This window comes from Actinomycetospora sp. NBRC 106375 (assembly GCF_030269665.1).
Classification (GTDB): Bacteria; Actinomycetota; Actinomycetes; order Mycobacteriales; family Pseudonocardiaceae; genus Actinomycetospora.
In genome coordinates, this window is record NZ_BSTS01000010.1 from 166,644 (window position 1) to 185,071 (window position 18,428).

General features: G+C 75.7%; 17 protein-coding genes. 9 read left to right on the forward strand and 8 right to left on the reverse strand.

Annotation, left to right across the window (positions count from 1 at the left end; translation table 11 throughout):
- Positions 1 to 261: 261 nt before the first annotated feature.
- The gene (locus QSK03_RS18170; RefSeq protein WP_285654731.1) at positions 262 to 3,345 is read right to left on the reverse strand and encodes a bifunctional [glutamine synthetase] adenylyltransferase/[glutamine synthetase]-adenylyl-L-tyrosine phosphorylase; all 3,084 of its coding nucleotides are present in this window, start codon (positions 3,343 to 3,345) and stop codon (positions 262 to 264) included.
- Here QSK03_RS18170 and QSK03_RS18175 point away from each other — a divergent pair.
- Positions 3,344 to 3,613 carry a DUF4177 domain-containing protein gene (locus tag QSK03_RS18175; RefSeq protein ID WP_285654734.1) on the forward strand — a complete coding sequence of 90 codons (270 nt, stop codon included), beginning with the start codon at positions 3,344 to 3,346 and terminating at the stop codon, positions 3,611 to 3,613. The genes QSK03_RS18170 and QSK03_RS18175 overlap by 2 nt on opposite strands.
- Here the strand turns inward: QSK03_RS18175 and glnA are convergent.
- On the reverse strand, positions 3,610 to 4,953 hold the full coding sequence (gene glnA, locus QSK03_RS18180) for a type I glutamate--ammonia ligase (protein WP_285654737.1): 1,344 nt from the start codon (positions 4,951 to 4,953) through the stop codon (positions 3,610 to 3,612). The genes QSK03_RS18175 and glnA overlap by 4 nt on opposite strands.
- An 85-nt stretch (positions 4,954 to 5,038) precedes the next feature.
- The gene (locus QSK03_RS18185; RefSeq protein WP_285654740.1) at positions 5,039 to 6,613 is read right to left on the reverse strand and encodes an alpha/beta hydrolase; all 1,575 of its coding nucleotides are present in this window, start codon (positions 6,611 to 6,613) and stop codon (positions 5,039 to 5,041) included.
- 182 nt (positions 6,614 to 6,795) lie between these two features.
- Here QSK03_RS18185 and panB point away from each other — a divergent pair, with 182 nt between their 5' ends.
- A complete protein-coding gene (gene panB / locus QSK03_RS18190; RefSeq protein WP_285654742.1) occupies positions 6,796 to 7,644 on the forward strand; it encodes a 3-methyl-2-oxobutanoate hydroxymethyltransferase in 849 nt (282 codons plus the stop codon).
- A gap of 51 nt (positions 7,645 to 7,695) precedes the next feature.
- On the opposite strand, the gene QSK03_RS18195 is transcribed toward panB, so the two are convergent.
- From QSK03_RS18195 to QSK03_RS18210, 4 genes are all read right to left on the reverse strand, one after another.
- Positions 7,696 to 8,520: an alpha/beta fold hydrolase gene (locus QSK03_RS18195; RefSeq protein WP_285654744.1), complete on the reverse strand. Its 825-nt coding sequence runs from the start codon at positions 8,518 to 8,520 to the stop codon at positions 7,696 to 7,698.
- A 53-nt stretch (positions 8,521 to 8,573) separates the two neighbouring features.
- On the reverse strand, positions 8,574 to 11,378 hold the full coding sequence (locus QSK03_RS18200) for an ATP-binding protein (RefSeq protein WP_285654746.1): 2,805 nt from the start codon (positions 11,376 to 11,378) through the stop codon (positions 8,574 to 8,576).
- A 94-nt stretch (positions 11,379 to 11,472) separates the two neighbouring features.
- Positions 11,473 to 12,162 carry an NADPH-dependent F420 reductase gene (npdG, locus tag QSK03_RS18205; protein WP_285654748.1) on the reverse strand — a complete coding sequence of 230 codons (690 nt, stop codon included), beginning with the start codon at positions 12,160 to 12,162 and terminating at the stop codon, positions 11,473 to 11,475.
- Between the two features lie 49 nt (positions 12,163 to 12,211).
- A complete protein-coding gene (locus QSK03_RS18210) occupies positions 12,212 to 13,141 on the reverse strand; it encodes an alpha/beta hydrolase fold domain-containing protein (protein ID WP_285654750.1) in 930 nt (309 codons plus the stop codon).
- A 288-nt stretch (positions 13,142 to 13,429) separates the two neighbouring features.
- Between QSK03_RS18210 and QSK03_RS18215 the strand changes: the two genes are divergently transcribed.
- From QSK03_RS18215 to QSK03_RS18245, 7 genes are all read left to right on the forward strand, one after another.
- On the forward strand, positions 13,430 to 13,747 hold the full coding sequence (locus tag QSK03_RS18215) for a hypothetical protein (protein ID WP_285654752.1): 318 nt from the start codon (positions 13,430 to 13,432) through the stop codon (positions 13,745 to 13,747).
- A gap of 138 nt (positions 13,748 to 13,885) precedes the next feature.
- A complete protein-coding gene (locus tag QSK03_RS18220) occupies positions 13,886 to 14,263 on the forward strand; it encodes a hypothetical protein (RefSeq protein ID WP_285654754.1) in 378 nt (125 codons plus the stop codon).
- A 33-nt stretch (positions 14,264 to 14,296) separates the two neighbouring features.
- The gene (locus tag QSK03_RS18225; RefSeq protein WP_285654756.1) at positions 14,297 to 14,428 is read left to right on the forward strand and encodes a hypothetical protein; all 132 of its coding nucleotides are present in this window, start codon (positions 14,297 to 14,299) and stop codon (positions 14,426 to 14,428) included.
- 475 nt (positions 14,429 to 14,903) lie between these two features.
- The gene (locus QSK03_RS18230) at positions 14,904 to 16,034 is read left to right on the forward strand and encodes an alpha/beta fold hydrolase (RefSeq protein ID WP_285654758.1); all 1,131 of its coding nucleotides are present in this window, start codon (positions 14,904 to 14,906) and stop codon (positions 16,032 to 16,034) included.
- Between the two features lie 98 nt (positions 16,035 to 16,132).
- Positions 16,133 to 16,579 carry a DUF6918 family protein gene (locus QSK03_RS18235; RefSeq protein WP_285654759.1) on the forward strand — a complete coding sequence of 149 codons (447 nt, stop codon included), beginning with the start codon at positions 16,133 to 16,135 and terminating at the stop codon, positions 16,577 to 16,579.
- Positions 16,580 to 16,667: 88 nt separating this feature from the next.
- Positions 16,668 to 16,964 carry an EthD family reductase gene (locus QSK03_RS18240; protein WP_285654761.1) on the forward strand — a complete coding sequence of 99 codons (297 nt, stop codon included), beginning with the start codon at positions 16,668 to 16,670 and terminating at the stop codon, positions 16,962 to 16,964.
- A 134-nt stretch (positions 16,965 to 17,098) separates the two neighbouring features.
- The gene (locus QSK03_RS18245) at positions 17,099 to 17,728 is read left to right on the forward strand and encodes a class I SAM-dependent methyltransferase (protein ID WP_285654762.1); all 630 of its coding nucleotides are present in this window, start codon (positions 17,099 to 17,101) and stop codon (positions 17,726 to 17,728) included.
- Position 17,729: 1 nt separating this feature from the next.
- Here the strand turns inward: QSK03_RS18245 and QSK03_RS18250 are convergent, their stop codons facing one another.
- Positions 17,730 to 18,389 (reverse strand): biliverdin-producing heme oxygenase, encoded by a 660-nt coding sequence (locus QSK03_RS18250; protein WP_285654763.1) that lies wholly within the window; start codon positions 18,387 to 18,389, stop codon positions 17,730 to 17,732.
- Positions 18,390 to 18,428: the final 39 nt, after the last annotated feature.

Genomic DNA, 18,428 nt, shown 5'->3' on the forward strand with positions numbered 1-18,428 from the left:
CGTCGCCGGTCCACCACGGACGCACGCGCCGACCGGACCGTCGACAGGCAGGATCCGGAATGACGAGAGAGATCAGGAGCACGTCATCCACGGCGTCCGCGCGCCGGAGGTGCACCACGCGCTCGTGATCTCGCGAGGGCGTCGTGACCATCCCGGCGCGTTCCGCGCGGTACGCGCCCCTCGCCCGTGCTGTCGACCGACGGTGCCCTCCGCTCGGAACCAGCAGGACCACGCGCGACCTCACCGCGCTCGCCCGCCGACTCAGTCCACCAGGTAGAAGATCCGGTCGACGACGGCGCGGGCGCGGCGGGTGACGCGGCGGTACTCGTCGAGGAACTCGCCGGGATCGGCGTCCGGGTCGTGCCCCAGCGCCGCGGCGACGGCGGCGAGGTCGCGGCCCGAGTGGGGCACCTCGTCGGTGGGCCGCCCGCGCACGAGCGTCGCGGCGGCGCGGGCGTGGGTCGCCATGGTCCAGCCGGCCGCGAGCGCCTCGGCGTCGGGAGGCTCGACGAGGCCGGCCTTCGCCGCCGCGTCGAGGGCCTCGAGCGTCGAGGGCGTGCGCAGCGACGACACCGCCCCGGCGTGCTGGAGCTGCAGCAGCTGCACGGTCCACTCGACGTCGGAGAGCCCGCCGGTGCCCAGCTTGGTGTGCAGGGCCTTGTCGGCCCGGCGCGGCAGCCGCTCGTTGTCGACGCGGGCCTTGATCCGCCGGATCTCGATCGCCTTCTCGTCGGGGAGCCCGCCGTCCGGGTAGCGGTAGGCGTCGATCGCCGCGACGAACGCCGCGCCGAGGGCCTCGTCGCCCGCGACGGGACGGGCGCGCAGGAGCGCCTGGTACTCCCACGTGTCGGCGAGCTTCGCGTAGTACTGCCGGTAGGAGTCCAGCGTCCGCACGAGCGGCCCGCCGCGGCCCTCGGGACGGAGCTTGGTGTCGACCTCGAGCGGCGGGTCGGGGCTCGGCGCGCCCAGGGCGGCGACGGCGGCCTCGGCGACGGCCTTGGCGTAGCGGACGGCCTCGGTGTCCTCGACACCCTCGGCCGGCTCGCACACGAACAGCACGTCGGCGTCCGAGGAGTAGCCGAGCTCGGCCCCGCCGAGGCGCCCCATCCCGATCACGGCGATGCGGGCGGGCGCCGGGCCGTCGCCGGCCTGCCCGCGCTCGGCGGCGGCGAGCGCGGCCTGGAGCACGGCGACCCAGATGCTGGACAGCGCCCCGCACACCGCGGGCACGTCGAGCAGCCCGAGGAGGTCGGCGCAGGCGACGCGGACGAGCTCGATCCGGCGCATGGAGCGCCCGACCTGCCCGGCCGACTCCGGGTCGGTGTGCCGCCCGACGGCGTTGCGCAGCGAGGCGGCGACCTCCTCGGGGCGGCGGGCGACGAGCTCGGCGTTCGGCCCGTCGCCGGCGAGCAGGCGCAGCACCTCCGGCGTGCGCGGCATCATCTCCGCGACCCAGCGCGAGGTGCCGAGCACCCGCATCAGCCGCTCGGCGGCCACGCCCTCGTCGCGCAGGTAGCCCAGGAACCACGGGGTGTCGGCGAGCGCCTCGGACACCTTGCGGTAGGCGAGCAGCCCGTGGTCGGGGTCGGCGGTGTGCCCGAGCTCGTCGAGCAGCACCGGCAGCAGGGCCCGCTGGATGCGGCTCGCCCGGCTCACCCCGCCGATCAGCGCCTGCAGGTGGCCCAGCGCGCCCTGCGGCGACGTCCACCCGAGCGCCTTGAGCCGGCGCATCGCCGACTCCGAGGTCAGCACGAGGTCCTCGCCCGGCACGCGGGCCACCGACTCGAGCAGCGGGCGGTAGAAGAGCTTCTCGTGCAGCCGCCGCACGCGCACCGTGTGCCGCGAGCGCTCGTGCTGGAGCACGCCGACCGCGTCGCGGGACCCGTCGGGGCGCAGCTTGGCGGCCCGGGCGAGCCAGCGCAGGCCGGCGGTGTCGTCGTCGGGCGGGAAGAGGTGGGTGCGGCGCATCTTCTGCAGCTGCACGCGGTGCTCGAGCATCCGCAGGAACCGGTACGACGCAGCGAGGTTGGCGGCGTCGTCGCGCCCGACGTAGCCGCCGTCGGCCAGCGCGGCCAGGGCCTCGAGGGTGTTCTGGCTGCGGATCGACTCGTCGCCGCGGCCGTGCACCAGCTGGAGCATCTGCACGGCGAACTCGACGTCGCGCAGCCCGCCGCGCCCGAGCTTGATCTCGCGGTCGGCGTGGTCGGCGCGGATGTGGTCCTCGACGCGCCGGCGCATGGCCCGGACGTCGGCGACGAAGTCGTCGCGGTCGGCGGCGCTCCACACCATGGGGTCGAGCGCCTCGCAGTACTGCCGCGCGAGCTCCTCGTCGCCGGCCACCGGACGGGCCTTGAGCAGCGCCTGGAACTCCCAGGTCTTCGCCCAGCGCCGGTAGTAGGACACGTGCCCGTCGAGCGTGCGCACGAGCGCGCCCTGCCGGCCCTCGGGGCGCAGGTTGGCGTCGACCTCGAGGAAGGCCTCGGTGGCGACGCGCATCATCGTCGAGGCGAGCCGGGTGGCGACGTCGGTGGCGCCCTCGGCCACGAAGATCACGTCGATGTCGCTGACGTAGTTGAGCTCGCGGCCGCCGCACTTGCCCATCCCGATCACGGCGAGCCGGCACGGCAGCGGATCGCCGGGCTCGCGGCCGTCCTTGCTCCCCAGCGCGTCAGCGACCGTCGCGTCGGCGACGGCCAGCGACGCCCGCAGCCCCGCGGCGGCGAGGTCGGCGAGCTGCGCGGCGACGACCTCGACGGGCACGACCGGGAGGTCCGGCTCGCAGACCGACTGCAGGTCGGCGGCGGCGAGCGCGAGGACCTCGTCGCGGTAGGCCAGGCGCAGCACGCCGATCCCGGCCGGCTCGAGCACGGTCGCCCAGGGATCGTCGACGGACGCCCCCACCGCCCCCAGCAGCGTCGCCGTCCGCTCTGCGAGGTCGGGCAGCTGGGACGCGTCGTAGGTCCGGCCCGGGGTGCCCTCGCTGCGCAGCGTGCGCCAGCGCTCGGGATGGGCGACGAGGTGGTCGCCGAGCGCGGTCGACCCGCCCAGGACGCCGAACAGCCGTCCCCGCAGGCCCTGATCGCAGCGCAGCGCCTCGACGAGCGCGCCCCACTCGGTCTCGCCGAGCGCCTCGCGCAGCCGCTCGAGGGCCAGCAGGGCGAGGTCCGGATCGGGGCTGCGCGCCAGCGCCCACACGGTGGGCTCGGCGTCCGCCGTCGGCGCGTCGCCGTCCCACCACCCCAGGGCGGCGAGCCGCGGGCCGGCGTCCGGGTCGGTGAGCCCGAGTCGCGCCGGGGCCCGCCCCGTGCGGTCGCGGCGCCGGCTCGACATCGCGGACTCGGTCATGCCCCGAGGATTCCAGCTCGCGACGCCGCGGGCCCGTCCGCTGGCAGGATCGGCGGACATGCAGCGCTTCGAGTACAAGGTCGTCCAGCTCCGCGAGAGCCTCATGGGCGGCAAGCTCTCCGACGACAAGCTCGAGAAGGTCCTCAACGCCGAGGCCGCCGACGGCTGGCAGCTCCGGACGATCACCAGCGCCGACGTCAAGGGCCGCATCGGGCCGGGCGGCGTCGACGGGCTGCTGGTGACGTTCGAGCGCCCGGTCCAGCGCTAGAGCGTCGGCAGGTAGGTCGCCAGCTCGTAGGGCGTGACGTTGCGGCGGTAGGCGTCCCACTCCGAGCGCTTGTTGCGCAGGAAGAAGTCGTAGACGTGCTCGCCGAGGACCTCGGCCATCAGTTCGGAGCGCTCCATCGCCGCGAGCGCGCCGTCGAGGTTCTGCGGCAGCGTCTCGTAGCCCATCGCCCGGCGCTCGTTCTCCGAGAGCATCCAGACGTTGTCCTCGGCGGCCGGCGGCAGCTCGTAGCCCTCGGCCACGCCCTGCAGGCCGGCGCCGAGGATCGCGGCGTAGGCGAGGTACGGGTTGGCCGCGGTGTCGATGGTGCGCACCTCGACGCGGCGCGAGGACGCCTTGCCCGGCGAGTACATCGGGACCCGCACGAGCGCGGAGCGGTTCGCGTGGCCCCAGCACACCGTCGTCGGCGCCTCGCCGCCCACGATGAGGCGCTTGTAGGAGTTGACGAACTGGTTGGTCACCGCGGAGATCTCGCGGGCGTGGCGCAGGATGCCCGCCACGAACGCCTTGCCCGTCTTCGAGAGCTCGTAGGGCTCGGCGGCGTCGTGGAAGGCGTTCTGGTCGCCCTCGAAGAGGCTCACGTGCGTGTGCATCGCCGAGCCGGCGTGCTCGGTGAACGGCTTGGGCATGAAGGACGCGCGCACCCCCTGGGTGATCGCGACCTCCTTGACGATGTAGCGGAAGGTCATGATGTTGTCCGCCATCGTCAGGGCGTCGGCGTAGCGCAGGTCGATCTCCTGCTGGCCGGGGCCGCCCTCGTGGTGGCTGAACTCCACCGAGATGCCCATCGCCTCGAGCGACTCGATCGCCCGGCGCCGGAAGTGCGGCGCGGCGTCGTGGCTCGCCTGGTCGAAGTAGCCGCCGGTGTCGGCGGGGACCGGCGGCGTCCCGTCACCGGGCAGGTCGCGCAGCAGGTAGAACTCGATCTCCGGGTGCACGTAGCAGGTGAACCCCGCCTCGGCCGCCCGCGAGAGCCCGCGGCGCAGCACGTGGCGCGGGTCGGCCCACGACGGCGAGCCGTCGGGCATCGTGATGTCGCAGAACATGCGCGCCGAGTAGTGCCCGCCGCCCGCGGTCTCCCAGGGCAGCACCTGGAACGTCGACGGGTCGGGCTTGGCGACCATGTCGGACTCGTAGACCCGCGCGAAGCCCTCGATCGCCGAGCCGTCGAACCCGATGCCCTCCGCGAAGGCCCCCTCGAGCTCGGCCGGAGCGACGGCGACCGACTTGAGGTACCCGAGCACGTCGGTGAACCACAGCCGCACGAAGCGGATGTCGCGTTCCTCCAGCGTGCGCAGGACGAACTCCTGCTGGCGATCCATGGGGCGACCCTAAGTCCGCGTTCAGACGCCCGAAAGCGGGGGACCGGTCACACGGGTGACGGGCGACCGGGCGTTCACGTGGCCGTCACGTCGCCGGGCACGTCGCCCCGGGTGGCGCCGGGGTGTTGTCGATCAGGTACCGCGTGACGATGTCGTCGACGCACGGGGAGTTCTGGAACGTCGCCGTGTGCTCGTCGCCGATCTTGGTCAGCAGCGAGCCGCCGAGGGCCCGGGCCAGCTCGACCCCGGCCTGGTACGGCGTCGCGGGGTCGCCCGTGGTCGACACGACCAGCGGCGGCGTCAGCCCGGGCACCTGCGGGACGTGGGGCTGGCTGGTCGGGGGCACCGGCCAGAACGCGCAGCTGTCGCGCGCGGCGGACACGCCGCGCCCGCTGTCGAGGAACGGCGCCGCCTGGTTGTAGGCCTCGGCGCGGGCGAGCGACTGGGCCGGGTCGGTGACCCGCGGGTCATCGACGCAGCGGACGGCCTCGAACGCGTCCTGCGAGGAGGCGTAGGTGCCGTCCGGGTTCCGCTCGTAGTACTCGTCGGCCAGGGTCATCAGCCCGTTGCCCTGCCCGGCGCGCAGGTCGGCGAGCGCGCGGTTGAGGCGGGGCCAGTAGGCCTCGACGTAGAGCGCGTTGATCGTGCCCTGCTGCGCGTCGGCGTAGGACAGCACGCGGCCGCCCGCCAACGGCAGCGGCCGCGCGATCAGCGGCCGGGTCAGGTCCTGGTAGACGCGGGTGGCCTGGGCGGGGTCCTGGCCCAGCGGGCAGTTCGGGCGGGTGGTGCAGTCGCGCGCGAAGGCGTCGAACGCCCCCTGGAAGCCCCGGCCCTGCTCGACCAGCTCCGTCGTCGGGTCCTGGTCGGGGTCGAGCGCGCCGTCGAGCACCATCGCCCGCACGTTGCGCGGGAACTCCTCGGCGTAGGTCGAGCCGATCCGCGTGCCGTAGGAGAAACCGAGGTACGTCAGCCGCGGGTCGCCGAGCGTCGCCCGCAGCACGTCCATGTCCTTGGCGACGTCGCGCGTGCCGACGTTCGCGAGCACGTCGACCCCGCTGCGCTGGGAGCACAGGTCGACGGTCTGGCGCTCCTCGGCCTCGGTGGACGCGACGCCGGCGGGCGACGGGTCGGTGTCGTCGTCGCGGCGGTCGGCGTCGCGCTCCGGTCCGGAGAGGCAGCGGATCGCGGGCTCGCTCGCCCCGACGCCGCGGGGGTCGAAGCCGACGATGTCGAAGCGTCGCCCGACCTCGGTCGAGGACAGCGACGACGCCAGGTAGGCGGCGGTCTGGATGCCCGAGGCCCCCGGCCCGCCCGGGTTGAGCACGAGCGAGCCGATGCGCTGTGGCGAGGCGGGCGCGGCGTGGCGCAGCACCGCGATCGAGGCGGTGCGGCCCTGCGGCGCCGCGTAGTCGAGCGGGACCTGCATGCGCCCGCACTGCAGGGCGGGGTCCGCGTAGATCTGGCGGTCCTCGTCGGTGGCCGCGAACGGCGCGCACGGACCCCAGTCGATCTGCTGGCCGTAGAACGTCTCGAGCCCGGCCGGTGCGCTGCCGGCGGCGTCGGGCACGGCCACGCCGGGCACCACCTGCGCGCACGCCCCGAGCAGGAGGGCGGCGAGCCCGGCGATCACGGCGACGACGGGGGCTCGGCGGGGACGCACGGCGGTCACCCTGCCACGGGCGCCGTCGCGCTCCGGTGACGGGATGCACCGGCCCCGGCGCTGTGAGTCTGGTCCCAGCGGGCGGCCGGGGAACGCCGCCGGTGACACCGTGGCGCTACTCCCACCCCGACGACCCGGGGACCCGCCGCAGCCGGTGGGCCTCGAGGCAAGGACGGACGACGATGACGTCACCCTCCGGCACGGTGTCGACCCCCGCTGGGCGCCCGAAGCGCACCCGCGTCCACCACCTCCAGGAGATGAAGGCCCGCGGCGAGCGCTGGCCGATGCTCACGGCCTACGACGTGAACACCGCGCGGATCTTCGACGAGGCGGGCGTGCCCGTCCTCCTCGTCGGCGACTCGGCCGGCAACACCGTGCTCGGCTACGACACGACCGTGCCGGTGACCACCGAGGAGCTGCTGATCCTCACCCGCGCCGTGGTGCGCGGCGCGCCGAACGCCCTCGTCGTCGCCGACCTGCCCTTCGGCAGCTACCAGGTCTCGACCGAGCAGGCCGTGGCCACCGCCGTCGAGTTCATGAAGAGCGGCGGCGCCCACGCGGTGAAGCTCGAGGGCGGCGCGCACTACGCCGACCGCATCCGCGCGATCGTCGACGCCGGCATCCCGGTGATGGCGCACCTCGGCTTCACCCCGCAGAGCGAGCACGCCCTCGGCGGCTACCGCGTCCAGGGCCGCGGCGACGACGCGGCCGAGAAGCTGATCGCCGACGCCCGCGCCGTCACCGAGGCGGGCGCCTTCGCCGTCGTGCTGGAGATGGTGCCCGCGCACGTCGCCAAGCGCGTGACCGCCGACGTCCCGATCCCGACCGTCGGGATCGGCGCCGGGCCGGAGTGCGACGCCCAGGTCCTCGTGTGGACCGACATGGTCGGCCTCTCGGACCCGGCACGCCGCACCCCGCGCTTCGTCAAGCGCTACGCGGAGATCGGCTCCGCGCTCTCCGACGCCGCGAGCACCTACGCCCGCGAGGTCCGCGACGGCGTCTTCCCCGGCCCGGAGCACAGCTTCGAGTAGGTGCGTTGCGCGCACGTGAGCAGTGTGGACGGCTATCGCTGTCCACACTGTTCACATGGCGTCAGCCACCATCCGCGCGACCAGGGCGGGGTCCTCGAGGGTCATGGCGTGGCCGACGCCGGGCAGGGCGACGAGCTCGGCGCCCGGGATCCAGTCCGCGAGCATGCGGGTGGTCTCCTCGTGGGCCTTCGTCGCGGGGGCGGCGCCGTAGGCGAGCGTCGTCGGCGCCGTCACGCGGGCGGCGGTCTGCTCGTCGATCGGCCACTCGACGGCGGCGACGATCTCGTCGGTGAGGAAGAAGCGCGAGTCGCGCAGCAGCCGGTCCAGTCCCTCGCCGCCGAAGCGCTCCCGGACGAGGTCGGCCCAGTGGGGACCGCAGACGCCGGTCATGAACGCGTCCGTGGCACCCCGGAAGTCCCCGGCCTGCGCGGCGCCCATCGCCGGCCCGACCGCGGTCCGGACCAGCTCCTCGGAGGACGGTCCCCGCGGGCTCGGCGCCGGCTCGATGAGGACGAGGCGCTCGACGGCGCCGGGCGCGTCGATCGCCCCCTGCAGGGCCATGCTCGCGCTCGACGAGTGCCCGACCCAGGTGGCGCGCTCGATCCCGAGGACGGCGAGCAGCTCGCGGACGTACCGGGCGTGGTCGGCGAAGGTGGCGTGGCCCTCGGGCGTGGAGCTCGCGCCGTACCCCGCGCGCTGCACCTCGACGAGGCGCACCCCGTCGAGGGCCGGTTCGTCGAAGACCGGGGCGAACCACTCCCCGAACCCGCCGGCGTGCATCAGCACGACCGGCGCGCCGGAGCCGCGCTCGCGGTAGTGGAGCCGGACCTCGCCCAGGTCGACGTCGCCGGTGGTGATCTCGTGTGTCTGCGTCATGTCCGGGACGGTGCCGCCCGCGCGGCGTGGCCGGATCCGTGCGGCGCACGGAGTTACGGCGGCGGCTGCACGGAGTCAGCCAGCCCGGCGCGGCCCGTCGTCCCGGTCTTGGCCAGCAGGTTCCCGACGTGGGTCTCGACCGTGCGCCGCGAGAGGTGCAGCCGGGCCGCGATCTCGGGGTTGGCCAGTCCCTCGCCGACGAGGCGAAGGACCTCCATCTCGCGCCCGGTCACGCTGCGCGCCCGCAGGTGCGGCGGCACGTCGGTGGTGTCGCGCTGCGGGCGCGGCACGGGCGCCCCGAGGGCTCGCAGCCGGCCGCGGCACCACGCGGCGAAGCGGATCTCCTCGGTGCCGGCGGCCCAGACCAGGACCTCGTGCAGGACGGGCACGGGGTCCCCGAGGACCGTGTGCTCCAGCAGGAAGCAGCGCAGCAGGTGCCGGAAGAAGGGACGGCTCGCGAGCAGCTCGTCGGCCGCCGCGAGATCGGGGTCCGGGTCGTCGCCCCGCTCGGCGGCGGCCACGGCGTCGCAGAGGTGCAACGCCCCGCGGTTGAGCGACTGGACGAGCACGTCCGAGTGGCGCAGCTCCTCGCGCGGGCCGGCGTCGGCGGGATCGAGCGCGGTCCGCAGCACCGCCCGTTCCCCCCACCCCGGGGTCGGGCTCGTGCCCTCGGCGCGGCGCAGGAGGTCGACGGCCTCGTCGTACGCGGGCACGGCGCCGGCCGGGTCGTCGGCGAGCCAGCGGTCGTGGGCGCGGGTGAGCGCGCGGGCGCTCGCGATGTGCACCGGGTTCGCCGCGAGCCCCGCCGCCTCGGTCAGCAGCGCGTCGACCCCGTCCATCCGGTCGGCGAACACCCGGCCCCGGGCCACGAACCCCAGGGCCTGCGCCCGCATCCCGCGCAGCCCGAGGCGCCCGGCCCGCGCCGCGGTCCGCGCGGCCTGCTCGCCGGCGGCCACGGGTCCGATCCGCCCGTTGTCGACCGCCACGAGCTGCAGCTCGAGCATCGTCGCCGTGCCGAGCATGCCGGCGTCCGCGGCCAGCCCCCGCGCCTGGCGCAGGGCGGCACCCTCGCCGGGCCCGAAGATGTCGGCCACCCCGAGCTCGGCCAGCGCCCGGATCCGCCAGGCCGTCAGGCCGTGCTGCCCGGCGATCTCCGCCGCCCGGACGAACGCGGCCGCCGACCGCTCCGGGTCCCCGCGGCGGTGCGCCCGGCCGACGACTTCGAGGGCCTCGCACGCGGCCTCCGGGAACGCCGGGTCCACGGCCGGTTCCGCCAGGCGCAGCGCCTCCGCGACCTCCCCCGCGCCGAGGGCCACGTGCGCGGCCAGCGCGAGGACCCGCGGATCCTCGGGGTCGCCGGCGCGGGCTAGCATCCCGCGGGCGTCGTCGAGGCGGTCGGCGGCCACGCAGGCGCGGGCGAGCGCCAGGGCGAGCGCCGTCCGCTCGACGCCCCGGGCCGCGCCGAGCAGCGGTTCGCCGACCCCCAGCGCCTCGTCGGTGCGGGCGACGAGGGCGAGCACCTCGACGCGCTCGAGCACGACGGGCACGCGGTGCGCGGTGCCCGCGAGCGCCGTCGCCTGCTCGAGGACGGCGAGTGCCGCGGCCGGCGCTCCCGCCGCCCGGTGCTCGCGGGCGTGCCGGAGCAGGAGCTCGGCGGCGCGGTCGGGGTCGCCGCCGCGGGCGTGCAGCTCGGCGACCCGGGCCAGCAGCGGGCCCGCGAGGTCGGCGCGGTCGGACGAGTCGAGCGCGCGGGCGGCGCCGGCGGCCAGGACCGCCCGCTCCGGCCCCGTGAGCGCGGAGAGCACCGCGTCCTGGGTCAGGGCGTGGCGCCAGCGCAGGCTCCCGTCCGCGCCGGCCACGAGCAGCCGCGCGTCGACGGCCCGGCGCAGCGCGCGGGCGGCGGCGGCCGCGTCGACCTCGGCGGCGGCGGGCAGCAGGTCCCACGGCAGGTCCCGGCCGAGCAGCGCGGCGACGCGCACCACGTCGCGGGCGTCCGGGTCGAGCGCGGCAACGCGCGCCCCGACGGCCTCGGCGAAGGCCTCGGGCACCTCGCGCGGGAGCGGGCCTGCGGCCACCCACCGGCCGTCGCGCCGGACCACGGCGCCGGACTCGGCGAGGCGGGCCGCCAGCTCCTCGACCAGCAGCGGCAGGCCCTCGGCGGCGTCCACGACGTGGTCGCGCACCTCGTCGGCGAGCTCCGCGCCGAGCACCGCGGCGGCGAGCCCGCCGGCGTCGTCCGCCGCGAGACGCCCGAGCTCGACGGTCGTGACCCGGGCGCCGCGGCGCAGCGGCGCGAGGCCGTCCGGGGGGTGCTCGTCGGAGCGCACCGACGCGAGGATCCGCGTCCCGTCGAGGCGCCCGCCGACGTACTCGAGGACGGCGAGCGTGTCGCGGTCGGCCCAGTGCAGGTCGTCGAGGACGACGAGGACCCGCCCCTCCCCCGCGATCACCCCGAGCAGGTCGGCGACGGCCTCGCCGAGCACCAGGACCGGGTCGACCAGGTGCGGCCCGGCGCCGCCGTCGGCCGGCGCCGCGGTCCAGGCGGGCAGGATGCGGGCGAGCACCGCCCGGAACGGCGCGAGCCGGGGGTCGTCGGCGAGCGCGGGGTCCGCGGCACCGGCGAGGGCTTCGGCGAGCGGCCGGTACGGACCGCCGCCGGGCACCGCGTGGCCCCGCAGGACGCGCGCGCCCGCCGCCGCGGCGCGCGCGGCGACCTCCTCGAGCAGGCGCGTCTTCCCGCTGCCCGCCTCGCCGCTGACGAGCGTGACCCCGCCGGGGCCGGAGAGCGCGGCGCCGACCAGCGCCCCGATCTCGTCCCCGCGCCCCACGAGCGGCGCGCCCCCCGGCGTGACCTGCACCGACGCAGTATCGGTCGGCGCACGCGGTTACTGGCTGGTATCGCTCGCTGAGCGAGCGATACCAGCCAGTAACCGCCGTCGGCGAGCCCCGGCGTCAGTCCAGGTCGGTGATCTTGATGCCCGCGTGGACCTTGTAGCGCCGGTTGATCGCGATGAGGTTCGCCGTCAGGCACTCCACCTGGTAGGCGTTGCGCAGCCGGCCGCCGTAGATCCCGCGCACCCCGGGAATGGCGTCGGCGAGGGCGCGCACGACGTCGGTCGCCTCGCGGTCGTCACCCAGCACCAGCACGTCGCAGTCGACCTGCGGCTGTTCCAGGTCGGCGAGCAGCACCGCCGACACGTTGTGGAACGCCGCGGTCACCCGCGTGTCGGGCAGCAGCTGCTCGGCCTGCTGCGCGGCGCTGCCCTCCTCGACGGGCAGCGGGTAGGGACCCTTCTTGTCGAACCCGATCGGGTTGACGCAGTCGATCAGGATCTTGCCCCGCAGCGGCTCGGCCAGGCCCTGCAGGGTCTCGGCGTGCGACTCCCACGGGACCGCCGCGAGCACGACGTCGGCCTGCGCGGCGCAGCTGGCGTTGTCGGTGCCGCTGACGTGGTCGACGCCCGTGGCCTCGCAGTACTCGTGCGCCGAGTTCTCGGCCCGCTCGGCGGCGCGCGAACCGATGATCACCTTGATCCCGGCGGCCGCCCAGCGCAGCGCCAGGCCCTTGCCCTGGTTACCGGTGCCGCCGAGCACACCGACGGTGAGCGTGGTCGGGTCGATGGCCTCGCTGGCGTCGGTCACGCGGTGGCTCCCTGGCACGAACGGTCAGAACGGACTGTTTCTATCACGGTCAGCCCGCCAGCAGCCCGGCGAGCTCGGCGTGCAGCGCCCCCACGGCGGCGTCCGCGGCCGGGACCGCGGCGGTGAACCCGTAGAAGCCGTGCACGAGCGCGGGATGCTCGCGGCGGCGGACGTCCACACCCGCGGCGGCGACCGCGTCGGCGTACGCGTGTCCGGCGTCGCGCAGCGGGTCGAAGCCGGCCGTGGCCACGATCGTCGGCGGCAGCCCGGCCAGCGACGCCGCCCGCAGCGGGGAGAGCCGGACGTCGCCACGCGGGTCGTGGCCCGCGAGGTAGAGCTTGGAGCAGGCGCGCACGTCGCGCGCGGTCAGCCAGTACCCCTCGGCGTTCTCGGTCACCGAGGGATAGCGCCCCTCGAAGTCCGGCGGCGGGTAGACCAGCAGGCTCGCCGCCGGCGCCCGGCCCTCGTCGCGCAGCGCGAGCTCCGCGGCCGCCGCCAGGTTCGCCCCGGCGCTGTCGCCGACGAGCGCCCACCGGGACGGGTCGACGCCGGCGGGCGGCGCGTCCTGCAGCGCCCGGATCGCGGCCTGCGCGTCGTCCAGGGCGGCCGGGAACGGGTGCTCGGGCGCGAGCCGGTAGTCGACGGCGGCCACCACGGCCCCGAGATCGTCGGCGAGCCGGGCGGCGACGGCGTCGTAGGCGTCGCCGCCGCCGAGCACCCAGCCCCCGCCGTGGAGGAACACCGCCCACGCGTCGGACGTGGACGCGGCCGGCCGGTGCACCCGGACGGGGACGCCGCCGGCGTCGCGGACCTCCGGCACACGCGGAGCCGGGCCGGCCGACTCCGTGAGCTGGGCGATGAACCGGGCCCGCGGACCGGAGACGTCCTCCGCCGTCGCCCCCTCGAACATCGCCGGGTCGCCCGACCAACGCCCGAGCAGCGCACGCACCCCGGGGTCGGGCTCGGTGGGAGCAGTCATCGGCGACACCCTAGAGCGGCCGCAAGGATCACCCTCTCAGGTCATCCCGTCCATGTGGGTGACAGGTGGACGATGGGCACCGACGCCGGGCACCCGCCGTTGCCGAATCGATACCGAACTGCCGGGAACCCGCTGGAACCCCCGGGCGTCATGTCGGGTGTCGATCCCCGCGACGCCCCGGAGCGCGGCCGGGTGGCCTTCGAGCCACCCGGAGCCACCCGAGCTCCGGCGCGGTCTCCCGACGCGCCCCGCTGGACCCTCACGACCCCGAAGGACCGACGCACCCCGATGGCTCTCCCCTGGCCGCACAGCACCCCGACCCTGCCCCGCCCCGTCCCCGCCGCGCCGCGACCCGCCGCGCGCGCCGGAGTCGCCGGCCTGGCCGACCGCGCCGGCACGGCGGCCCGCCGCAGCCCGCGACTGGCCCGCCTCGGCGCGTTCGCGACCAACCCGCTGACGGCCCTGGTCGTCATGCTCGTCGGCCTGGCACTGCTCTTCGTCCTGCCGCTGGTCGGGCTGCCGTTCGTGGCCGTCGTCGTCCTGCCGGCCGTGATCTACCACCTGCGCCCCGAGCACCGCACCGCGCTGCGCCGCCCGCGCGGCTGAGCACGGCGCCACCGGTCCCACGCACCGACGGCCCCGTCTCCGCTCGAGGGGGACGGGGCCGTCGGCGTTCCCGGGAGCTGTCAGCCGTCGGCCGCACCCGAGGACGGCGGCGTCGAGCCGCTCTCCGGTGCCGAGGACGTGGGCTCCTGGCTCGACGGCTCGGACGGCGCGGAACTCGACGACGGCGAGCTCGGCTCGGAGCTGGGCGACTCGGAGGCCGGCGGCTCGGAGCTCGCGGGCGGGCTCGACGGGCTCGACGGGCTCGACGGTCTCGTCGGCTCCGAGGTCTCCGACGACGGCAGCGGGGTGCCGCCCCCGGTCGACGGGGTCGTGGTGCCCGTCGGGGTGCCGCTCGGCGTGCCCGTCCCCGGCGCGGATGTCGGCCGGTCGACGCGTGCCGGCGGCCCCGCCGCGCCGGGCCCCGGCACTCCGGCGAGCGGACCGCCGGCGGTCGGGACGCCGAGGGCGGGCGAACCCGGCGCCGGCGGCGCCGCCGTCCCCGGGAGGGGCTGCTGATCGGCGCGCAGGGCCAGGTCGGCGACGGTCGGGGTGATCGTCGCCGACGACGAGGGCGCCCCGGCCGGCACCGCGGTCGCCGCGCCCCACGGCAGTGGCGTGTCGATCTCCGCCACCTCGCCCGGCAGGCTCACCGTCGTCGAGGACTGGGTGATCGTCTGGTAGACGGCGGTCGTCAGGGAGGCCGCGCCCATGAGCCCGACGCCCAGGCCCGCGGTGACCCGTGAGCGCCGGCGGCGCCGGTCGTCGTGATCGCTCCGCGGCGGGTCGCAGGGCGTCTCGCTCCGGATGTCGCCCCGGGGCGCTCCCCCGAACATCGCCCCCGCCGCACGCTCGACCACGGTGCCCGCTCTCCTCACCCCGTCCGGCGGCCCCGGTGGAGGGCGCCTCGCCGCCCCGAGCGGTGGCCCGGGGCGGCGCCACTTGATCCAACGCGGTGCGGGTGTAGTGGTGGCTCGGACGATCGGGCGGAGCAGCGACGGCCCGGACGGCCCAGCCCCGGCGGACCGGATCTCCGCATCGAGCTGCGGGAACGGACGTGACGCCCGCGAGGACGTGTCACCGACCGTGAGGATCGATCACGACGCGTGAGTGACGTGCGCGTATCGGGACGCCACGGACGGCCCTACCATCGGCCCGCGTGACCGCCGAGCAGCTGCCCCACGAAGAGGCCTCCGCGCCGTCGACCGGAGGCTCGGCACACGGCCCGGACCCCACCCGCGCCCTCGTGAAGGCCTGGGACAACCTCGGGGACTGGGTCACACGCGGGCATCTCGCCGACACCCGCCGGATGCCGCGGCTGCCCGTGCTGCTGGGCGACGGCTACACCGTGCACCGCTACGAGCCGACGGTGACGCCGGACCCGGCGCTCGCCCCGTTGCTGCTCGTGCCGCCGCTCGGGGCGCCGGACTTCGCGTTCGACCTGCGCCGCGGCGCCAGCCTGGTCGAGGACCTGCTCGCGACCGGGCGCGAGACCTACATCGTCACCTACGACGCCACGGGCCGGGCCGCCGGTCGGCGGGGGCTCGAGCTGTGGGTCGACGAGATCGTCCCGGCCGCGCTCTACGCCGTCGCCGGCCGGCACGACGACACCACCGTGCACCTGGCCGGCTGGAGCCTCGGTGGGCTGTTCACCCTGCTCACCGCGGCCAGCGGCGTCTCGAGCGCCCCGATCCGCTCGGTGACGGCGTTCGCGTCGCCCGTCGACGTCTCCGCGGTGCCCCTCGTGGCCCCGTTCCGTTCGGTGGCCGAGTACACCGGTGGGCGGGTGTTCTCGGCGGCGTACCGCACGCTCGGGTCGTTCCCGGCGACGGTGGTCAAGTGGGCCTTCCAGCTCAGCAGCGTCGAGCGCTACCTGACCAAGCCGGTGACGGTGCTGACGCACCTCGACGACCGGCAGCTGCTCGAGCAGATCGAGGCCGTCGACCTGCTCATGGACAACATGACGGCCTACCCCGGGCGGGCGTTCGGGCAGATCTACCACCACGTCGTCCGGTCGAACGACCTCGCCGAGGACCGCCTCGCGCTCGCCGGGCGACCCGTCCGCCTGGCCGACGTCCGGGTCCCGGTGCTGCTCGTGGCGGGTGCCGACGACGTCATCGCCCCGGTCGCGGCGGTCGAACGGGCCACCGAGCTCCTCACCGCGAGCCCCGATCTGCGGTTCGTCGTGCGCCCGGGCGGACACCTCGGCGTGCTGGCCGGGCGCCGCGCCCGCGAGAACTCCTGGGCCGACCTCGAGACGTTCCTCGCGGCCCACGACGACCGGTCCTGAACCACATCGGTGTCGTTCGGCCGGGGACCTGCCGGAGATCCCTCCCCCGACCTGTCGTACGGTCGGCCCCGCTCCCTGCTCCCCGAGGAAGGACAGCGATGGCCGAGACGCTCAAGGCACGCCTTCTCGACACGGATCGTCGCGGCGCCGTCGTCGACGACCTGAACGCTCTCGTCGACAGCGAGGTCGCGAACAAGAGCGGCCTGTCGGGCGGGGTCGTCAAGACCGGCTACGCGGGTGTCAAGAAGGTCAAGCCGGGCTTCGTCCGCGAGGCGATCGACAAGATGCTCGACGACTTCGTCGAGCAGCTCGAGCCCTTCTGGGCGACGTTCACCACCGAGGCCACCGGCGACTTCGGCACATTCCTGGCCACCCGTCCGCACGAGGCCTCCGAGGCCCTGCTGACCGTGACCGACCGGCGCGCCGAGCGCAGCAACCGCGCGGCGGTCACGTCGATCTACAGCAAGCTGCGCCCGAAGGCGCAGGAGAACGTCATCGAGGCCCTGCCCGGCCTCGGTGCCGTGATCGAGAAGCACGGCCGCTGACCCGGCCCGCTCCCCTCGACGGCCCCGGCGCCCGGACCTTCGCTTCTGGTCCTGGCTCCGGGGCCGTCGTGCGTGGTGGGGTGATCCGATGCACATCGTCACCGTCCTCTACGGCCACCCGACCGACCCCGCGGCGTTCGACAAGCACTACCGCGAGGTCCACGCGCCCATGGTCGACCCGATCCCCGGCCTGAAGTCGTTCTCCTACCGGCACTGCGCCTCCCTGGACGCGAACCCGGCGCCCTACTACCTCATCGCCGAGCTCGCCTTCGACTCGCTCGAGGACCTGCAGGCGGGGATGGGCTCCGAGGCCGGCCAGACCGCCGCCGGGGACGTCCCGAACTTCGCCTCGGGCGGAGCCACGATGTTCGTGGCGCACGACTGACAAGAGAGATCGACGGCGCGCCCCCGCCGGCGGCGGGGCCGCCGTCACCTCCGCGGCTCCCGATCCCTTGACCTCGACGAAGGTCGAGGTCACAGGATCGGATGCGTCACCGTCCGCGACCCCCGGAGGTCCCCATGACCACCCCCGCACCCTCGGCCTTCCAGGAGGCCTACGTCTCCGGCGAGCCACCGTGGATCATCGGCGAGCCGCAGCCAGCCGTGATCGCCGCCGAGGCCGAGGGCCTGCTCCGCGGTCGGGTGCTCGATCTCGGCTGCGGCACCGGCGAGCACGCCGTCCTGCTCGCCGAGCGCGGCTACGACGTCGTCGGCGCGGACTCCGCGCCGGCCGCGCTCGACCGGGCGCGTGCCGTCGCGGCCGCCCACGGCGTCGCTCCCGAGTTCGTCGAGGCGGACGCCATGCACCCGTCGGAGCTGCGCGGATTCGACACGGTGCTCGACAGCGCCCTGTTCCACATCTTCGACGGCGACGACCAGGCGCGGTACGTCGATGCGCTGCGCGACGTCGTCGTCGACGGGGGTCGCGTCGTGCTGCTGGGCCTGGCGCCCGGCCCCGCGTTCGGCCCCGAGGTCACCGACGACGAGATCCGGACGGCGTTCAGCAGGCCCGGCTGGACCCTCGAGGAGATCCGGGAGAGCACCTACCGGGGCCGGGTCCCCGACGACGACCAGGCCGCGAAGCTCGGCGTGCCGGTCGGCGGGCACGTCGACCTGCCCGCTTGGCTGGCGCTCGCGCGGCGCACCTGACTCACGCCGCGAGGTTCTCCGGCGGCACCGTGCCGGCGAGGTCGGCGAGCATCGCGATGTTGAGCTCGAACGCGTGGCACGCCTCGTCGGCGATCCGGGCGCGCTCCACGTCGTCCCACGCGGCGGTGTCGAGCAGGGCCCGGTACCGCGTCCGGAACGGCGGCACGGGGCCGAGGGCACCGAAGTCGTAGAACCGCGCCCCGTCGCCCGTCACGCCGTAGGTGCGCCGGAGCAGGCCGCGCACCGCCTGGCCGCCGGCGAGGTCGCCGAGGTACCGGGTGTAGTGGTGGGCCACCCAACCGCCGGGCCACTCGTCGACCATGGCGCGGATGCGGGACGCGTAGCGCGCGGTGGCCGGCAGGGGCGGGAGGTCGTCGGCCCAGCCGGGACCCCGCAGGGCGGCGAGGTCCGCCGCGATCGCCTCCCGGCGCCGCAGCGCGTCGACCGCGAAGCCGCCGACCACCGGGTCGTCGGCCAGCCGGTCCGCCCCGTCCTCGAGCGCGCCGTAGACGTGCCAGTACTGCACGACGAGCGTCGCGTAGTCGTCCAGCGCGAGCCGCCCGCCGAGCAGGGCGTCCATGTAGGTGGAGTGGTGGGCGCGCTCGTGGGCCGCGGCGGTGGATCGCCGCAGGAGCTGGGAGAAGGGCTGGTGCTCGCTCACGGTCCGGCCTCCGGTGTCGCTGGGCTACCGCTGACGACA